General features: G+C 60.7%; 7 protein-coding genes and 6 pseudogenes. 8 read left to right on the top strand and 5 right to left on the bottom strand.

Annotated elements, in window-relative coordinates; translation table 11 throughout:
- Positions 1-409: 409 nt before the first annotated feature.
- A pseudogene (locus ASF32_RS26625) lies at positions 410-937 on the bottom strand (IS21 family transposase); the annotation flags it as partial.
- Positions 938-1,635: 698 nt separating this feature from the next.
- On the opposite strand from ASF32_RS26625, the gene ASF32_RS16705 reads away from it, so the two are divergent.
- From ASF32_RS16705 to ASF32_RS24720, 4 genes and pseudogenes are all read left to right on the top strand, one after another.
- Complete coding sequence (locus tag ASF32_RS16705; protein ID WP_082490459.1) at positions 1,636-2,349, top strand: sugar transferase; 714 nt, start codon at positions 1,636-1,638, stop codon at positions 2,347-2,349.
- A gap of 55 nt (positions 2,350-2,404) precedes the next feature.
- Positions 2,405-3,059, top strand: a pseudogene (locus ASF32_RS16700) (helix-turn-helix domain-containing protein).
- A gap of 422 nt (positions 3,060-3,481) precedes the next feature.
- Positions 3,482-4,002 (top strand): annotated as a pseudogene (locus ASF32_RS25485) (transposase); the annotation flags it as partial.
- A gap of 428 nt (positions 4,003-4,430) precedes the next feature.
- A protein-coding gene (locus ASF32_RS24720; RefSeq protein ID WP_156467855.1) for an IS5 family transposase occupies positions 4,431-5,185 on the top strand; the annotation gives its coding sequence in 2 pieces (ribosomal slippage) (positions 4,431-4,760 and positions 4,763-5,185; 753 coding nt in all).
- Positions 5,186-6,463: 1,278 nt separating this feature from the next.
- On the opposite strand, the pseudogene ASF32_RS16670 reads toward ASF32_RS24720, so the two are convergent.
- Positions 6,464-6,565, bottom strand: a pseudogene (locus ASF32_RS16670) (IS5/IS1182 family transposase); the annotation flags it as partial.
- 583 nt (positions 6,566-7,148) lie between these two features.
- Between ASF32_RS16670 and ASF32_RS24715 the strand changes: the two are divergent.
- Positions 7,149-8,017 (top strand): annotated as a pseudogene (locus ASF32_RS24715) (IS3 family transposase); the annotation flags it as partial.
- A 70-nt stretch (positions 8,018-8,087) separates the two neighbouring features.
- A pseudogene (locus ASF32_RS16655) lies at positions 8,088-8,330 on the top strand (hypothetical protein); the annotation flags it as partial.
- Positions 8,331-8,830: 500 nt separating this feature from the next.
- Here ASF32_RS16655 and ASF32_RS16650 read toward each other — a convergent pair.
- From ASF32_RS16650 to ASF32_RS16640, 3 genes are all read right to left on the bottom strand, one after another.
- Positions 8,831-10,096 (bottom strand): HlyD family type I secretion periplasmic adaptor subunit, encoded by a 1,266-nt coding sequence (locus ASF32_RS16650; RefSeq protein ID WP_244483673.1) that lies wholly within the window; start codon positions 10,094-10,096, stop codon positions 8,831-8,833.
- A 116-nt stretch (positions 10,097-10,212) separates the two neighbouring features.
- Positions 10,213-11,955, bottom strand: a complete 1,743-nt coding sequence (locus ASF32_RS16645) for a type I secretion system permease/ATPase (protein WP_056430741.1) — start codon at positions 11,953-11,955, stop codon at positions 10,213-10,215.
- Positions 11,956-12,810: 855 nt separating this feature from the next.
- Entirely contained in the window at positions 12,811-13,569 is a 759-nt protein-coding gene (locus ASF32_RS16640) for a ParB N-terminal domain-containing protein (RefSeq protein ID WP_056430738.1), read from the bottom strand.
- Between the two features lie 1,072 nt (positions 13,570-14,641).
- Here ASF32_RS16640 and ASF32_RS16635 point away from each other — a divergent pair.
- Both ASF32_RS16635 and ASF32_RS16630 read left to right on the top strand, forming a co-directional pair.
- Complete coding sequence (locus ASF32_RS16635; protein ID WP_162239915.1) at positions 14,642-16,477, top strand: GNVR domain-containing protein; 1,836 nt, start codon at positions 14,642-14,644, stop codon at positions 16,475-16,477.
- A gap of 373 nt (positions 16,478-16,850) precedes the next feature.
- Positions 16,851-19,455 (top strand): S8 family serine peptidase (locus tag ASF32_RS16630; RefSeq protein ID WP_056430732.1); only part of this gene is annotated, 2,605 nt, incomplete at its 3' end.

The raw sequence follows: 19,455 nt of genomic DNA, 5'->3' as shown, positions 1-19,455 counted from the left end.
TGGACGGGTGCGGTGCGTGATCGGGTGCTGCCATGTGTCCGGCCTCTGATGCGGCGGGTTACATGCCGCGGGCCCGTATGGGAGTGCGAGAGTCGGGACCACATGACTACAGCGCACTCGAAGCGCTCCCCGTGCGCCTGGTTCTCCCAACTCCGTCTCACCAACGTTGCGCCATACCTGTCCGTCGACCTCCTCACGCCCTCCGACAGCCTCGCGTCCGTCCCGCCTACGCCGTGACGGCCGGAGCTCGGTAGATCTCGCCCTTCGTTAAAAGGGCCCACGCGATGCGCGAGTTCTTGTTCGCCACGGCCACGGTGACGAGCAACGGCTTTAAGACTTGACGAATGCCGAAACTATTCCACCACTGCTGGATACGATGCCTATGATCCAACCTGAGCGAGCATGGCTCTAGCGCCGCCAGATGGACGGTGACATGGGGAATGCTGGCCAGGTGCGGTGCGAAGGCGGCACGCAGGGCTGCTGGGTCAGGCAGATGCAGGGCTTCCAGATCCGCGGTGACCAGGAGGCTAAGCTCGGCTTCGCAACCCCGCTCGTGGGCGAGCGACAGGAGTTCGACCAAGATGCGGCCGGCTTGCCGTTCGAGACTGGCCTGCAGCAGGGCGTCGAAGGCGTGACGCTATGCGTCCCGCGGGAAGAGCCGATCGCGGTAGACGAGGTTGAGCGGTGCCATCGGCTTGCAGCGCAGGGCATGAATGACGCGGCGTTAGTTCACGACTTGATCGTGACGACCGTCAAGATGGGCTCGCCCGCGGGGTAACTTCAGCAGTGGGGTCCCGCCCAGGAACAGCGCGAGGCGGTTGTCGTAGAGGCGCACGCGAAGGCGGCGCCGGATCAGGTGTGAGCGGACGGAGTAGAGCACCTTGCGCAGAGTGAAGCCGCCCGACCTTGTGACTCGCACGATCGCCTCCTCATAGTCGTAGAGTGAATCACTCTCCGGCCCCGCCGTCGAGAGCATTACTCGGATCGGCTCCAAGCTGTACAATGAGCCAAGCTACCCCGGTGTGCTTCAGTGAGGGAAACCGTGGGATTTAAGGGTGCAAGGGCCGCAAAAAACTAAGTATCCAACGGGCGTGCCGCCGACTTTGTTGCAGCGCTTACCCTATTAATGGTCGGCTTATCGGGCCCAAGATTAATAGCACATGAGAGAAACTAACAGGACTGGAGGCTAATTATAGTTAAGTGATTCTTACCGCGAGATTTGAGCGCGACGGCGATTATAATACCAAAAGCGGCTCTGAGTTGTGCGTCGAGAACTCCCCCAACTCAGCCCCAGAATAGGCCAAACCAGAGCACAAGCGCGGCCATAATTGTTGCGCCGCACAAGACAACAATAAGAAAAAATCCTGCCCGCCAAAATACTATCTCAGCTGATTATAATACTATATCCGATCTATCATCGATTTTATAGAATAAGTAGCATTCAAACTTTATTCTCACAACATAATGATTGTGTTTTGTCGGGGTCAAGCAATTGAGACACAGTCTGCTGATATTGCGCGGTCACGCTTGTGTCGGGGGGGGAGGGGAGGGGGGGGGGAATCGCCCGGCATGAAGTTTGCGTTAGTCATTTTTTAACCATTCAAGTTCGGGTTAATTTTTAGGAGAGTGATTTTGATGAGCGAGCCTAGCCATCTAATTTCCTCCAATGTCATTGCATCGCAGCATCTTTCCGGGGTTGTTGACCATGCGGTGTCTCCAGCGGAGAAGGCTCAGCGGCTGGAGCGCATCGGCAAGCGCAGCCTTGATATCGGCGTCGCGGGGACAGCACTGCTCCTCCTCCTGCCATTGCTTCTATTGCTGGGCGTGCTCGTGTGGGCGGGCGACGGCAAGTCCCCGATTTTTCGTCATATGCGGATTGGACGGAAAGGTCAGCGTTTCGGCTGCCTCAAGTTTCGGTCAATGGTTTCGGACGGGGATGTAGTGCTGCGTGCGCATCTTGCTACCAACCCAGAGGCCCAGCGCGAATGGGACGCGACGCACAAGCTCACAAACGATCCGCGTGTAACCTCGCTTGGCCTAGTGCTGCGCAAGACCAGCCTCGACGAATTGCCACAGCTCGTGAACGTCCTGCTTGGTGAGATGAGCTTGGTCGGGCCTCGTCCGATCGTTGCTGCCGAGATTGAGCGCTACGGCTCTGCTTTTGACACATGCTTCTCGGTTACTCCTGGAGTAACCGGTTTGTGGCAGGTCTCGGGACGCAGCGATTGCGCGTATGCCGAGCGAGTTGCGCTCGATCTGGATTATGCGACGCGTTGGAGCTTTGGGCGCGACGTTGTAATCATGCTGCGTACTATCCCGGCCGTTCTTACCCAGCGTGGAAGTCGCTAGTGCAGTGACGCGGTCTGAGGATTCACGAGGCGGGTGATGCATGCGAGCCTGGGCAATGGCTCAGACCGTCTGCATGCTCCTCGACGATGCCACCCAGTCAGCACTTGCCGCGATCGCCGGCGACCGATCTCGACCCCTCAAGCACATCCTGCGGACGCGCATCGTCCTGCTTTCAGCCGAGCGCTTGCCTGTGCAGGAACTGGCTCGGCAGGCCAGCATCAGTCGGTCCGCCGTCTGGCGTTGGCAGCAACGCTTTGCCGAGGAGGGCGTTGAGGGTCTGCTGCGCGACAAGACCCGCCCGCCTGGCACTCCACCACATTCTACACGGACGGTGGCGAAGGTGCTGGCACTGACCTGCTGGGAGCCCCCCGACGAGGTCACACACTGGACCGGTCGAGTCATCGCCGCGCGGGTCGAGATCTCACTGCGCTCCGTGCAACGGATCTGGCAGGAGCATCGCCTGCAACCGCATCGGATCCGGACGTTCAAGCGCTCGCACGACCCAGCCTTTGCTCAGAAGGTCGAGATGGCTCAACGCCGTCGAAGGCTTCTTCTCTGCCCTGACCCGTCGGCCCCTGCACTGGGGCACGTTCACCGGCGTCGTCGATCTTCCGGCAGCCATCAATCGCTACATCGCCGAGCACAACCGAAGCCCAAGACCCTTCGCGTGGACCAAACCCGCCCCTGCGATCTTCGACGCCCACAGCTGAGCCCCTGAACTATCCGTGTGAGTCAGTGCACTAGCCTGGTGATGATACCGGTAATACCAACCCTTCTGGCATTACCGGTGCAGTCTGGCAGAGGCGCCAGAACTCGACGAAGCCGATTGCGTAAGTGGCAAGGCAAACTGCGGTCCAGTGCATAATGACGATCCCGTACTGTTTCACCGATCACCCTGAACGTAGGGGATGAAGAGTTTATCAACGTGGTATCACCTCACTTGTTCATAGCAATATAATATAAATTTAGGTTTTATGCGAAAGAAAATGTAACTATTTTTCATTCTGCGTGGTCTTTGAACGGCTGTGTGGGTCACGAAAGGTGCAGGCGTGATTGACCCTGCCCCAGCAAACTGGTCCGCGCTGAGCGCAAGTTTTTAGGGCATCCTGAACCCTGAAGGAGGGTGGATGCCATGCCTCGCAGACGCTTCACGAATGAACAGATCGCCTTCGCCCTGCGGCAGGCGGAGAATGGCGCCACGGTGGACGAGGTCTGCCGGAAGATGGGCGTGTCTGAGCCGACCTTTTATCGCTGGAAGAAACAGTTCGTTGGCATAGGCGTGCCGGAGATCCGACGGCTCAAGCAGCTGGAGGACGAGAACGGCAAGCTCAAGCGGCTGGTCGCCCACCTGACGCTGGACCGCTCCATGCTGCAGGACGTCCTTAAGCGACCCGAAGGACAGCGTCAGCAAAAGTGGTGAGGCCCGCCGCTCGCCGCGAGGTCGCCGGTCATCTGCAGGTGGCCTACGGGATCAGCGAGCGTCGGGCCTGTCTGGCTACCGGCTTCGGCCGTTCGTCCCAGCGCTACAGGAAGCGATCCGACCCTCAGGTCGCGCTGCGGATGCGGTTGAAGGAGTTGGCCGCCGCGCGGGTGCGCTATGGCTATCGGCGGCTGTACATCCTGTTGCGACGGGAGGGCTGGGAGGTGAACCACATGGCGTAATTGAGGGCGTGGCTCTCGGGGTAGCCTGTCGTCCCCTGAAGAGGAGGACACAAGATGACCTGCTATGTTGGACTGGACATCTCGATGAAGGAGACCGCGATCTTCGTCCCCGATGACGCGGGCGAGCGTGTGTGGGCTGGAACGTCGCGGACCGATCCCAAGGTTATCGCGGCCGTTTTAAAGCGTAGGGCACCCGGCGCCGTGAAGGTCGGGATCGAGACAGGATCCCCTTACGGTTTGGCTTTGGCATGCCCTCAACGAGCGGGGGCTGCCAATCGTCTCCCTTCATGCGAGGCATGCGGCTGCAGCTCTCAAGTTGCAGATGAACAAGACGGATCGGAACAACGCGTTAGGCTCCGGACCCATAAATTTGGCTTGGCAGGAGTGTCTGTGATTCGTTTGCCGTGGAGGAAGACCGGATGGACGAGTTTTGGCTGACGGACGCACAGTTTGCGAAGATTGAGCCGCACTTACCGACAGATACGCGCGGCAAGGAACGCGTCGATGACCGTCGGGTGATCAGCGGCATCATCCAGGTGCTGAAGTCGGGCGGGCGTTGGGCGGATGCACCGCGCGAGGTCTATGGTCCGAAGAAGACGCTCTACAACCGGTTCAGGCGCTGGGCGGCCAAGGGCGTCTGGACCAATCTGTTCGAGATCCTGGCCAAGGCTGGCGGTCCACCCTCACAGGTGCTCATCGATTCCTCGGCCGTGAAAGCGCATCGCTGCGCATGCGGCGGAAAGGGGGGGAGCACAATCAGGCCATCGGCCGCTCGCGCGGCGGGCGCACGACCAAAATCCATGCGCTCACCGACCGGTTCTGCCGCGCGCTCGCTTTCCTGCTGACAGGCGGACAGGTCGCGGACTGCAAGGCAGGAGCCTTGCTCCTCGAGCGTTCGCCTCGGTGCCGTATCCTGCTCGCCGACAAAGGCTACGACAGCGATGCCATCCGCCGGCAGATCGAGGCGACGGGAGCCGCTCCCGACATCCCGCCAAAGTCCAACCGGCGCTGGAAGCCGTGCTTCTCGCCAGTCCTCTACAAGGGCCGCAATGCCATCGAGCGCATGTTCGGCCGCATCAAGGACTTCCGTCGCATCGCCACACGATACGACAGGCTCGCAACCCACTATCTCGCTGCCGTCTGCATCGCGGCAACCGTCAGCTATTGGTTATGAGTCCGGAGCCTAGGACTGGCACGCCTGGTTCGCTCGGGATGGTATCGACCGGTAGCCGTGCGGTCGATTGAGACCCATCGATTGCGTGCCCTCCTGATCACCCGCGACCAGCTGGTCGGCATGCGGACGGCGGNCGGGATGGTATCGACCGGTAGCCGTGCGGTCGATTGAGACCCATCGATTGCGTGCCCTCCTGATCACCCGCGACCAGCTGGTCGGCATGCGGACGGCGCTCATCAACAAAATCCGCGGGTTGGCAAAGACCTTCGGGATCCTGATCGGGCCGGGCAAAGGCGGGACTTTCGCTAGGCAGGTTCGAGCCCAGCTGCCCGACGATCCGATCCTAAGCTCACTCTTCGAGACACTCCTGAACATTCTGGGCACGATCCAGGAACGCAGTCACGGCATCGCAAAGCAGCTTGCGCGTATTGGACGTCAGAACAAAATCTGCCGGCTCCTGATGACGACGCCAAGCGTGGGTCCTATCAATGCGATCAGCTTCGTCACGACGATCGAGGATCCTCATCGCTTTCGACGTTCGCAGGATGTAGGCGCCTACCTCGGGCTGACGCCACGCCGATATCAGTCGGGCGATGTCGACATCAACGGCCGGATCTTTTCGTGGCGTCGTGACGTCGATCTCGCCTTCGGTGACTTGGCCGCCGGCGGGAGCTTACGTCGCTTCCGAGGCCTCTGCGCTCACGGCCCGCGTATCCGCTGGCTTGCCAAGCACGATCAGGTCCTCCTTGTGTGTCGTCCATAGAAAAACCCGCCACGCGCGAGCGGGACGGGTTGGGGCATCATCGCGGCCTGCGCGGATCGCTGGCCTGCGTGAAGGGGAGCGGACGCGCGTGTTCGGCCGTGTGAGGCGGCGGCGCGTAGGTTGAAAACTGAAAAGGGGTACGGACGGAACCTGTTGCGGCTCGCGCGTCTCGCGACGGATAGCCAATGCGCGGAGATTGCCCGTCAGGCCAAGGGGCTCATTTCAGGGAGGTCGCCAAGCGCTTCATGGCAACCTAAAACTTGCGACAGAACAATCGAACCGATGCTGTCCCCGACCTAGCTTGTGCATTGACCGCAGAAGTTATAGGGGACCGACTGTGAACGAAGACAGCGCACCAACGGGGATCCGCCGCATTCTTTTGGTCTGGCTTGCCTATCTTCGGATTAGCGTCTGGATCGTTCAGGAAGCCAACCCCTGGCGCCGCCGGTACGGGAAGCGGAAGTAGGCAGCCTTACTAACGGTGCGGGCGTATGTTTAGCTGGGCAACCCCATCAGCGACAGCTCGAGGTGAGCACATACAGGATGCCCGAGATGTTCTTCCGGTCGTCTTTGCGCTCGGGGCCGGGTTGGTTGACCGGCATGAACGACCCGATCACAGTCCACTGCTCATCCGAAAGCTAAAACAGATCTGCCAGCATCGCCTCCACGCAGAATACGGCGAACATGAATCATGAAACTACGGCATCGGTAGTATTTTGGCTCGCTTCAGACACTAAATGAACGGAAATGATCCGCGCAATATGAAGATGCGGGACAGCGCCATAACAGTTGCGTGGAAAAACTCGGCTACGGCGAAGGCAGCGATCAATGCCATCTCCAAAGCGCCTATAGAGTCGTCGGATTCAACGCGGTCATACCAAAGCGGATCGTCGTCTGGTTCCACTGTGGGCTCGCTCCATCTGCCTGGAGGTCCGTCAAGCCCTCGTCGGCTCCGACGCTCCGTATGATGTCGCAATGGTTACCACATCTTCAACGGGCTTGCACCGTCAGTGGGAATCACATGTCCGGTTGAAAAGTGTCAGCTACTCGTGTCAGCAGGACCTGACGCCGAATCAGGTTAAGACGATCGCTTCGGACAGCGTCATTGGTGTGACCCCTAAGCCGGTGACCGCTATCCTGATCCTCCCCCGATTTCGCGGACACCTCTGATACGCTCGTTGCGGGCGCAGGAGGTGTTTGATGGCCAAGACGAGACGCGAGTTCACCCCGGAGTTCAAACGCAAGGCGGTGGCCCTGCTGGAGAGCAGCGGCCGGCCGCAGATGCAGATCGCAGCCGAACTTGGGAACCAACCCTCCATGCTGAGGCAGTGCCGCACGGCGCTGATGAGTGTCTCTCCCCTGTCGCGACCGGCAGGATCATCAGGATCCGTCCCGATGAGCCCGGTGGGATCCCCGTCCGATCAGGCGGCCGAGATCGCCCGTCTGCAACGTGAACTCGAGCGGGCGCGCATGGAACGCGACGTCCTGCAAAAAGCGATCGTCATCTTTCCCGAGATGCCCAGGTGATGTTCCCCTTCATCGAGCAGCATGAGAGCACCTTGCCGGTGCGTCTCATGTGCCGCGTGCTCGGAGTCTCCCCCAGCGGCTATTACGGCTGTCGGTCACGCCCCGAGAGCGCCCGGTCGGTGTCGAACCGTCAACTCCTCGACGATGTCCGGCGTATCTACACCGGGCATAACAGGTGCTACGGCTCGCCTCGGGTGCATGCTGCCCTGCGGGCAGAGGGCCGAACAGTCAGTCGTGGGCGGGTGGAGCGTCTGATGCGCAGTCAAGGCCTTCAGGTCCTGTCAGGGCGTCGATTCCGGACCTGCACGACCGACCGCCGGCACGACCTGCCGATCGCAGTCAAACTCCTGAAGCAACAGTTTTTGGCCGCGATGCCCAACACGGTCTGGCTGGCCGATATCACCTACCTGCCCACCGGTGAGGGCTGGCTCTACCTGGCCGTCGTGCTCGATCTCGCCACCCGCAAGATCGTCGGCTGGTCAATGCGCCATCACATACGGACCGAGCTGACGTCGGTCGCCTTGATGATGTCCACCCAACGGTAAAGACCGGGGGCTGCCCTCATCTACCACTCGGCCCTCGGCTACATCACGCCCGAGCAAGCCGCACGGAAAACGCCGGCTCCGACGCGGCGTGTTCGGAACACCGGTCGAGGTGCAGGCGGCCATCAAGCGCTTCATCACGAAGAGCAACGGCGATCCGAAGCCCTTCGTCTGGTCTGCCGACCCAGATAACGTCATCCAGGTCGCAAAGCGCGGGCATCAAGTGTTAGACTCACACCACTACAGGCCACGTTTCGGCGAACTGGGAACCGCGATCGCATCTGGATACCAGACCGAAGACAAAGAGCATTGACGCGCATGCTCGTCGCCCCCCCGGCGTGACGTTATGCCCGAGGCAAGGAACAGAATACGTGCGACACGTCCTCCACCTCTTGATCCACGTCCTCCGGACTTGGACGCTCCTGTCAATTCCGGTCGGCATCCTGATGGGCAAGCTACTCAAGAATAGCCGCAGAACCACGACCCGGCGGACGGATCGGCGATAGCCCGTCGGGTATTGTCCTCGGGCCACTTTGATTGCGGGTGGTCCAGCTTCGAGAGCGCCCCGCTTGCATCCGACTACCGGCTCCCTGACGCTGTCCGGCGGCTGGATGGCGGGCAGCGCGGAGGTTGCTGCTACCGCGCGCGGAACCCACCAGATCCCGTCCTCGCGACGCGCGTCTCCATGCGCGCGAGCAGGCCCGACCGGAACGCGACCGCCTCCCGCTACCACCGAGATCCGCAGACGCCCAATTGGCCCAGTGGCAAACCTCTTACTTCTCGCACCGCCTTTGCATTTCTCACGCCAAGTCTTCACTTCTCACGCCAAGTCTTTGCGATCTGATCGGTGAGCGGCTTGGTAAGATAGGACAGGACTGTCCGTTCTCCGATCTGCATGAAGGTCTCGACCGGCATGCCCGGCAACAGGCGCAGACCGTGCAGTCGCTCCTTCTGATCTGGCGAGATCCGAATCCGGGCCAGATAATAGCTCGCGCCAGTCTTCGGATCCTGCGTGACGTCGGCCGAGACGCGGGATACCTCGCCCTCGATTTCCGGAGTCGTGCGCATGTTGAAGGCCGAGAAGCGCAGAAGCGCCTTCTGCTCCACGCGGACGTTGTCGATGTCCTGGGGATTGATCCGGACATCGACCACGAGTTGATCGGCTTCCGGCACGATCAGCATCGCCGGCTCGCTCGGAAACACAAGGCCGCCGATCGTATGCACCGTGAGGTTGTGGACGGTTCCGTCTTGCGGCGCCCGCATGTCGATGCGCGCGAGGAGATCCTGCGCGGCGAACCTCTTCTCGATTGCTTCGGACCACTTGCCCCGGATCTCGGCTAGGTCGCGGCTGACCTCCGTCCGCATGTCCTGATCGACCTGGAAGATCTGAAGATCAATCTCGGTCATCTTGCCCTCAGTCGAGGCGATCGATGCGTAGAGCTGGCCGCGCTCGCCTTCTAGGCGAGCGGCATCGCGCTCGAGCGCCGTTACGCGGGAATACGATACGAGGTTCTTTGCTAAGAGTTCGTGCAGCCCCTTAAGTTCCTGCGAGATCAGGGTGATCTCGCGATCCTTGGCGACGGTCTGTTTCTTTAGTCCAATGATCTCCTGGCGCAGCTGGCCGATGCGTTCGCGCTGCTGCGCCTTCTGGCCCTCGCGGCCGGACAGGCGAGTCTTGAACAGGCGCGTCTCGCCGTCGATCAGGTGCGCGATGGCGGGTTCCGTCGCGACCTTTTCCATCAGGTCGGGGGGGAACGTGATGGACTTCGCGCCGTCGCGCTCGGCTTCGTTCCGGGCCCGCCGGGCCGCCAGCTCGTCCATCGCCTTGAGGATAATGTCGAGGTTGGTCCGGGTCTGGGTCTGATCGAGGCGGATTAGGACGTCGCCCGCCTTGACGCGGGAACCTTCCCTCACGAGCAGTTCGCCCACGACGCCGCCGGTCGGGTGCTGGACCTTCTTGACGTCGGATTCGACAACCAGTTGCCCCGGCGCGATCACGGCGGCAGAGATGTAGGTGAAGACGGCCCAGCCGCCGATGCCCACCACAAGCACCGCCCACATGAGTGCGACCAGGGCCATGTGGCGGCGGAGCGATTTCTGGGCCTGATGCGCCGGGAACGCGACGGTCGCGCGCGCCGGCGCGAAGAGCGCAACGCGTGTGCTGGACGTCGCCGGGGTGAGACTCGTTGCGGACATCACGCGCGCTCCTGTAGTGTCAGGGCGGCAGGCACGCCGTCCGCACGGATCTGGACGTTCGGACGTGCCTGGGCGCGATCCGCGTCGGCCTCCGAAGGCTCGGACGGCGCGGCTTGCTTCATGACGCGCTTAAGCACCTCGTCCTTTGGCCCGAACGCCTGGATCCTTCCTTCGGAAATCAGCACTACCGTATCGAGCGCCGCCAGTGCACTTGGGCGATGGGCCACCACGACACAGATGCCGCCACGCCGACGAACGCTCAAGATGGCCACGGTCAGGGCGTCCTCACCCTCTTGGTCGAGATTAGCATTCGGCTCGTCTAAGACGACGAGGAAGGGATCGCCGTACAGGGCGCGGGCTAGCCCAACTCGCTGCCGCTGGCCGGCGGACAGCCCGAGGCCGCCATCGCCGATCACGGTGTCATACCCCTCGGGAAGCCGCAGGATCAGCGAATGCACCCCAGCTGCCTGGGCAGCCGCGATGATGCTGACTGGCGTAGCATCCGGCTCGAAGCGAGTGATGTTTTCAGCGATCGTACCGGCAAACAACTCGACCTCCTGCGGAAGGAAGCCGATATGCGGCCCAAGATCGTGCGAGTTCCACTGATTGAGCGCGGCGCCGTCGATGCGCACCGAACCGTTCGCACAGGGCCAGATCCCAACCATGGCTCGCACGAGCGAGGATTTGCCGGAGGCGGACGGGCCGATGACCCCGAGTCCCTGTCCCGCCTGGAGGGAGAAGGTCGCGCTTTGGATCACGATGCGGCGTGATCCGGGCGGGGTGATGCTAACGTTCTCGATTGAAATATTTTGGCTCGGAGCCGGAAGGGTCTGCAGGTCCCGCTCGGGTGCGTGCCGGACGAGAATGTCCCCCAAGCGCTTCCAGGATTGGCGCGCCTGGATGAAGCCCTTCCAGTTGGCGATGACCATTTCAGCAGGCGCGAGCGCGCGCGCGACCAGGATAGAACTTGCGATGATCACGCCGCCGGAGGCAAGATTGTTGATGACGAGGTAAGCGCCGAGGGCGAGGACACCCGATTGGAGACTCATCCGAAAGACTTTGGTGGCGGCACCGATGCTGCCGCCCACGTCCGACACGCCCTGGTTCAGGGCAAGGTATTCGCGGTTAATCTGCACCCAACGCGCCCCGAAGCGCCGTCGCATCCCCATGGCAGCCAACACCTCGGCGTTGCGGCGCCCCGACTCGGCGAGGAGGTAGCGCTGGGACCCGACCTGCGAACTCTCCTTTATATGCCCGCTCGTCGCCCAGTCGCTGAATAGGGTCAGCAGGAGCAGGATGACGAGTCCGACGACAGCCGCGACGCCGATCAGCGGGTGGAACAGAGCGCAGATCACGATGTAGACAGGCATCCAGGGCAGATCGAAAAACGCGCTCGGGCCGGGTCCCGCGACGAAGGACCGGATTTGATCGAAGTCTCGGACTGGCAAGGCCCCGTCATTGTGGGAAGCACCCTCTAACGGTGACCGCGCCACGACATCAAAGATGCGGGGTGCCAGCGCCTCGTCCAAGGCCACGGAAACGCGCCCGAGCATCCGGCCTCGCAACGTCTCGAAGATGCCCTGGAACGCGTAGAGAATGATCGCCAGGACGCAAAGCCCAAGCAAGGTCGAAATGGATCTACTTGGTATGACCCGATCGTACACTTCCAACATGAAGAACGATCCGGTCAAATACAGAATATTGATCAATCCACTTGTAATTGCAACGAATAGAAATGCCATTCGACACCTGCCAAGGGCATTCCTGATCTCCTGGGCATCCGACGCCCTATTCACGGCTCCAACCTCTGTTCGCACACACGCGCCACGATGCTAGTGTCAGGCGCAAGGCCGCTCGACGCTTTCAATCGGGACCGGCAGGCCGCTGCAACTAACAAAATCCAATACTCCGAATACCCGCACGAGGGGCTGTGGCCGCCGCGGTGAAAAACCTCCCGGAGGGTCTTTCAGTTTGGTTCGTATCTGCTCACGAAAATCACGACCGTCGTCCATGACCAGCGGTGTATGCCACATTTCTAGAAAATTGAGAAAAATAGTGGCGATCTTCGTATGGAATTGATAGGAAAAAATGGCGAAAAGAGGATCTACGCTTTTAATGCTTCATTTTTGTGAAAAAGATATAGTAGTCGCTGAAACAGTATTATAGAAGCGGCATAAATATTCTCAATATACCGAACATTAAGCAATTTTTAGTTGGTCGCCACCGCCACTCGTGCGGCAATTTACTTGACGAGAAGCTTGCCTTGTTAAGTACGGAGACGCGATCCGTGCCTCGGACGGACCCGCAACGTCGACTCCCGCGCGAGAAACCCCAATCGGCCAGGGGATCGCCGAGACCTTCGTGAAACCGGGATGACGCCCCCTACACGCAAACCTATCCTTGCCAACGGCCGGTCGCCGTCTCTCCGTTGGGCCGAGCGGTGGTCCTGCGACCTGATGGCATTCGGCAAGCCAGGGCATCCAGCGCCGAACGCTCCGGCCACGGCGACCCGGACGGACCCGCGTGGCGAAGCGACAAGCGGCCCACGCGATGCCCCGAGCCCCTTCGAAGACATCGGTCACCTCGGTACCGGTGGGTTATCGAGCCTCGGCGGAGGTCGTCCGTTGACTCGCGACGTCGTGACGGCTGATCAGACGCGCGAAGTTTCGGCGCATCTCCTCCGCGAGCGAACTGGTCGGCCCCTTGCCGGTGTCGCGGCCCTCCTTTGAACATGCTTCGACGATACGCTCGATATTTATGTCGTTGGCGGCATCCAGCATGCGCTCTTCGTAATTGGGAAGATCGGAGAAGCTCGATACGACCTCGCACAGCGCCTTGATGAGACGAGCGGAAAGCATCCCAGGTTTGTTGTTGTCGGTACGCGTGATGCATTTCAGCGCTACGACGAGATTCTTGTGCTGGTAATAACGAAGACACGCCCGCAGCGCCCCAACTGCCATCGTCTGACCGACGAGTTGCCGGTCAGAAGCGATCGGATAACGGAGCAGGACCACGTCCGCCTCGGCGCAGATGTTGGTTATCTCGATGGCCCACGGCTCGCGCGCCGTCAGCGCCGCCGCGTAGAGCGCCATTGGCGTGATGGGCGTGATGACCCCGTTGATGGCCTTGAAGGCCGCGGCCTGTTCCTCATGGGCGGCGATGACGATCTGGCAGGGCACGCTATCGAACCCGCAGACCGCGGCCGCGGTCGTACGATGCTGTCCGTCGATGATCGCGAAGTACCCACCTTCAATGGGCGAGACGACGACCGGCGCGAAGAACGTCCACCTGAAGTCCCGCGCTATCCGCGCAACGTTGATCCGCCCGCGCCCTACGATCGGACGCTGGTAGGACATGTCAACCACGAGTTTATCGATTTGAAGCCACTGAAGCATTGGAACAGCGCCTGGAGCACAGGCTTGGGGAGCCTCGAAGCCGTCAGTTGCGATCTGCCTCACTTGCTATCCAACCAATCATCTGAAGAGCCATGGCAAGTTAGAAAAGTCGTTTCGAGCAATTTTAAAGTCATGCCATCGACCAGAAACGTCGTCTTAGAAAGTCATGATCGGACACTAAATTATAGGTAGTAAGCTAGTGTAAGGGAGCAAGAACACCAATTACCCGAGTTGCCTTCTTAAAAAACGATATCGTACTCAAAAAATTAACATGAATTAAAATTTAGATATTTACAAGTACCAAACCAGCGATCTGTTTTTGTTAATTTTCTCCTAACGACCCGCAACGAATTTTTCAATCCATAAAACTACGTATACCGAACGGACGAAGGTTCAATTTTCGAAGCCCAGAATCGGATTTCGTATCGGAAGCAAGTTCTGACTTCGGACGACAGCAATCTTCTCGCGAAACATGATATCAGGGTGAGGCTGCCCGAGGATCGAGAAATTATTCCTCGAGGCCTTATCGTCTCTAACGTTTGGACCTTGCTCACGGCGCTATAACATGAATCGGCATGAGCCGTTTTCGTAACATCGGGCTTGCCTGGTCGACGCGGAGGCGATCCCGAACAGTGAAGGCTCCGACAGATTCCATAAGCCTGCCTTCGTTCGGTATCGGTGACTCCCCCGGTGGTGACATCCCCCCCCCTCTGCGCTCCGCAAAGGCACTGCGTCCAAAAGGCGAGTTCGCAAAAGACACAGCGCCGTCGACCGTGGCTACGACGATCGGCACCGCCCAGGCCGGGCCGGCTCCAAAACCGCATTCCAACGGCGCGGCGATGGATTATAACGACGGACGCAACACGACCAAGAGCGACGGAAGTGGACGCGCGGATTGTGAACGTCGTATTGATCCCTTCGGGCCGGAATAATCCTTCCGGTCAAGAACCGGCTGACCGTCGCGACGACCGAGACTGGAGGCATACGCTGAGATCTGATAATGGAAATGATATCCTCGACACTCGGATATGCAATGCTTGATCGCTCACCTCCCCTCCGTGCCAAACGCGACTTAGGTTCGATCGAGCTTGAGCGAGGTGGTGCGATGGTTGCTATTCGCGATCTGGCTGCGTTTCTACGCCAGAATGCGAAGATCATCTTGCTTTGTTTTGTCGGAATGCTGACCATCGCTTTTCTGTATCTCGCGAGTGCAAAGCCTCAATTTACTAGTATTGCTACTGTCTTTATTGAAAGTCCCAAGGTACAATCGTTGCGGGATGACGTCGGCGTCAGCCCGACACGCGACAATCCGACCCTTGAGAGCCATGCGGAGATCCTGCGCTCCGACAAGATCGCCCTGGCGGTCATCGAGCGGCAAAAGCTTTTAAACGATCCAGAGTTCAGCGGGACGAGCAAGGGTTGGCGGACCAAGATGGCCGAACTGTTCACCGGCCCCAGCCCCGTCAAGGCTCCGACGGCAATCGATCTGCTTGGTGTGTTCCGGAACCGTCTAAACGTCAAACGTATCGGTCAGAGCTTCGTTATCGAAGTGAGTTTCAAGTCTAGAGACCGCAGCAAGGCCACGCGCCTAGCGAATGCCGTCGTGACCGCGTACATGGCGGACCAGATCAACGCGAAGACGGAAGCCGCAAAGGTCGGTGCCGAGTGGCTTGAAGGTCGGGTCGCCGACTTGCGCAAACAGGCGACCGGCGCGGCGCGCGCGGTCCAGGACTTCCGGGCAAGAACCGACATCGTCGATCAACGTCGCGCGCAACTGGATCTCTCGGAGCTCGAGAGTGTCGCCGAAATGTACAAGCTAGTATATGCGGGGTACCTGCAGAAGCTGACCGAGACGATCCAGCAGCAGTCGGTTCCCCTGGCTGAATCGCGAATCCTCAACGCGGCGGTCCTTCCCAACGAGCCGAGCCACCCGAAGAGCAGGCTCATCATCGCGCTCGCGGGTCTCGTCGGTCTCCTGGGTGGTATTGGTGCTTCCATCGTGCGGCAGAGCGCCGGCGGTCGGCCGTTCGTGTCCGGCAACCAACTGAGAGATTTCGGTATCGAGCTCCTCGGGAAGATTCCGAGCCGTTCCAAGGGCGTCATTAAGCTGAACGGGACCCTGTTGGACGCGTTCTCTGTGCCAGATTCGGGGTTTGCCGATAGCTTCCGAAACATTAAAATCATGTTGGATCTAGCTCGCAAGCGAGAGGACCTGCCGGTGGTCATCGGAATTGCCTCCGCCGCGCCGGTCGAAGGTCGTACGACGCTAGCGTTCAACCTGTCCGTCGCCTTTGCCCGAAGCGGACGGAGGACGGCGCTCATTGATGCGGACGCGAACCACACCGGTTCGATCACGCAATCTACCGCGCGGACCTGTGGGGTCGGCCTGTCGCAGGCCCTGTCCGGGACCGTGGAGGTTCACAGCATCGCAATCCCGTTCTGCGATGGCTGCGACATCCTCCCCATCGCACCGGTTGGGAGTCCGATCACAGCGATCGACTTCTTCACTGATGACCGATCCCTTTCCCTGTTCCGCGGGTTACGGAACTCTTACGATTTGGTCATCGTCGATTTGCCGCCGCCGACCCGCATGGATCCCCGTGCGCCGATCGCTTGCCTGGATGGCTACCTGCTTGTCGCCCAGCCCGGCAGGACGTCCCTCGACAGGATTGGCGAACTCGCACAGACACTGAACCAGTCCCACGCTGGTGTCCTCGGGGCGATCGTCAATCTCGGTGGGCGCCGGCGGAGGACACGCGACTTTGCGCACTTGATCGGATCGGCGGCCCTCGTCCTCTTCCGCAGGGTCAAGCTCCAAATTCTACAGCGCAACCGTCGCCCCCCCGCCCAGCCCTCGCAGACGGTCTGAACGCTGCTGCCAGCGGCAGCGCGGTGAGGGGACGTTTGCGGCCGGCCGTGGATTTGGGGGATGGCACCCGGCCGTCCCAGAGACGGACACCCAGCCCGCTGAACTGGTGAGCGGCCGTATCCGATGGCCGCCAAATGGGCTTCCCCCCACCATCGCGTCGATCCGCACGGGAGCTATGGACCGAAATGGCCCAGGACTATAGCTCGTAATGTGTCTGCCCGACGAAGCCTATAAACCATAGCCTGAAAAGATTGGATTTCCCTAGCCATAAACGAGAATCGATAAAATCATCCGGATCTGATTTATTCGATCCAAAAACCCACTCGGTATCTGTGGTTCCAGAGAACACAGTCTCGATGTGGGTGTAAGATCGATGCCAGCCGTCAAGTTGATAGATCCGCTATACAATAGTCAGTGGCACCTGAAGGCTCTCGGCGGAAACATCGAACGGATCTGGTCCGAATACGATGGCAGCGGCGTTCATACGGCCATCTACGATACGGGGATCGATAAAAACCACGAGGATCTCAAGGGGGGCTACGACGCTTCTCTGGAGCTGATCATCAACGGGACCCAAGCAGACCCGTCGCTGGGGATTGCCGCCCATGGAACGGCGGTCGCCGGCCTCATCGTAGGACAGGCCAACGGCGTCGGCGGTGTCGGCGTTTCCTACGGTTCGACCTTGACTGCGGTGAACATCTTCGGTGGCGTCGCCGGCAAGAACATGATCGAGGCCGTAAAACAGATGGCCAAGTTCGACACAGTGAACAACTCCTGGAATTGGGGGGCCGTCAAGTACGCTGACAATGCGTCGCAAGAAAATTCCTTCGGTGATCAGTTCGTCAGCGCGCTCGCCGGAGCCGCCGAAACCGGCCGCGGCACTCTCGGCACCATCATCGTCAACTCGGCCGGCAACGATTGGGCCTCCAACCATATCGACACGAACACGGCCGAGTTTAGCCAGTCCCGTCATACGATCACGGTTGGAGCGCTGGGCCAGGACGGGAACGTCGCGTCGTACTCGAATCGCGGTGCGAGCCTGCTCGTCTCCGCCCCCTCGTCCGAGGGTAAGATAGGGTTGACGACCACCGACGCGACGGGGGTGAGCGGATACGAGAAGGGGAGCTACACGGCCACCTTCGGCGGAACGTCAGCAGCTGCCCCCGTGGTGACGGGCGTTGTCAATCTGATGCTCGACGCCAATCAGGGGCTCGGCTGGCGTGATGTCCAGAGCATCCTCGCGATCACGGCTGAGCACACCGGGATAGCGAGCCTTAAGGGCGAGGCGGCGGGTCGCATGGCGTTCGGATGGACGATCAATGCCGCCGACAATGTCAACGGCGGTGGCCTTCACTACTCGAACGACGTGGGGTTCGGGCGCGTGGATGCGTTCGAAGCCGTGCGCTTCGCCGAGGTCTGGTCGCAATTCTCTGCGAGCCAAACATCCGCGAACGAGGCGCACGTCACCGCACAGGACAAGGCCGCCCTGAAGATCGACGGCTCCGTGCAGTTCTCCTTCCATGTCAGCGACGCCATCGCCCTCGAACACGCGGACCTAACGCTCACCCTGACACATCCGAACGTCGCCGACCTGCGGATCGAACTCGTGTCGCCCGAAGGCACGACGACGATCCTCCAGGATACCGGTGGGGCGGCGTTCGCGGCCACGAACTGGACCTGGACCTTCGGGTCAGAAGCGCTCCGGGGCGAGGTGTCGAAGGGCGACTGGACCGTTCGGATCGTTGACACGAACGGCGGTGCCGCCGGCGAGTTGAAAAGCTTTTCGTTCGACGGGTACGGCAGCGCGGCGACGACGGGCGACGTCTATCATCTTACAAGCGATTTCGCCAAGGCACTCGCGTGGGATTCCGGCCGTGGACTCCTCAAGGACGTCGACGGCGGCGTCGACTGGATTAACGCATCTGGCCTCACGACGAACGGGGTGGTCGATCTCCGCGCCGGGGCGAAATCGGATCTCGGCTTGGGCGCGACCTTCAGCGTCGGAGCGAGCGTTATCGAGAACGCGGTCACCGGCGATGGGCATGACACGATCTACGGCAACGGGGGCGCCAACCAGCTGATGGGGATGCGGGGCAACGACGTGCTCCTCGGCTTGGCGGGCGACGATACGCTCATGGGCGGCGACGGCGCCGACACGCTCGTCGGCGGCTTCGGGGACGACCCCCTGATCGGCGGCGGCGGAAGCGATCTGTTCGTTTTCGGCGCCCCCGATTTCGGGAACGACATTATTAAGGATTTCGAGATCGGCGGCGACAAGATCGACTTTCGCGGATCGGGCCTTTCGTTCTCGGATATCGAGATCACGTGGGCAGGCACGGCGCTGGTCCTGTCCCTGTTCTCACAGAAAGGAACCATCAGCTTCATGAACCTGACCGGCCAGCTCAGCCTGTCCGACTTCTTTTTTGGCCAGGCCGCCAATGGCGGATCGCTGGATCAGCGCGATCCCGATAGCACGGGGACAGACGAGGGCGCCCCCGTCTTAGGGCAGCCCGTCGAACACCCGCCGGCTCCGCCCGAGGGGGGCGGGACAGAGGGGACCGGGACGGAACCGGGCGTACCGTCGAACGGGGACGTTGCAACCGGACCCGGCCGGCAATCCGTGAAGAACACCGTTTCGGCCAGGGATTTCACCCTGGCGAACGGCGACCTGAACCTTTCATTGACGGGGAGCGCGATCAAGGGCGAGGGCAACGACCTCGGCAACAAGATCGTTGGCACCGAGGGAAACAATGTCCTGATCGGCAACGCGGGCGACGATTCGTTGTACGGCGGTGGAGGAGCCGATACCCTTCGCGGGGGTACCAGTAACGACAAGCTTTACGGTCAGGATGGCAACGACATCCTGGAGGGGGAAGCTAATGCGGATACCCTCGACGGGGGCACGGGCGGAGACGTGATGCGGGGCGGCGCCGGTGCCGACAAGTACGTAGTCGAGGACAGCGGCGACGTGGTGGACC

The organism is Methylobacterium sp. Leaf91 (assembly GCF_001422815.1).
Lineage (GTDB): Bacteria > Pseudomonadota > Alphaproteobacteria > Rhizobiales > Beijerinckiaceae > Methylobacterium.
This window is presented reverse-complemented; position numbering and strand designations above follow the sequence as displayed.

Coding starts and splice junctions, on each gene's coding strand:
- ASF32_RS16705 (WP_082490459.1), top strand. CDS start 1,636: ATGAGCGAGCCTAGCCATCTAATTTCCTCCAATGTCATTGCATCGCAG.
- ASF32_RS16650 (WP_244483673.1), bottom strand. CDS start 10,096: ATGGCCCTGGTCGCACTCATGTGGGCGGTGCTTGTGGTGGGCATCGGC.
- ASF32_RS16645 (WP_056430741.1), bottom strand. CDS start 11,955: ATGGCATTTCTATTCGTTGCAATTACAAGTGGATTGATCAATATTCTG.
- ASF32_RS16640 (WP_056430738.1), bottom strand. CDS start 13,569: ATGTCCTACCAGCGTCCGATCGTAGGGCGCGGGCGGATCAACGTTGCG.
- ASF32_RS16635 (WP_162239915.1), top strand. CDS start 14,642: ATGCTTGATCGCTCACCTCCCCTCCGTGCCAAACGCGACTTAGGTTCG.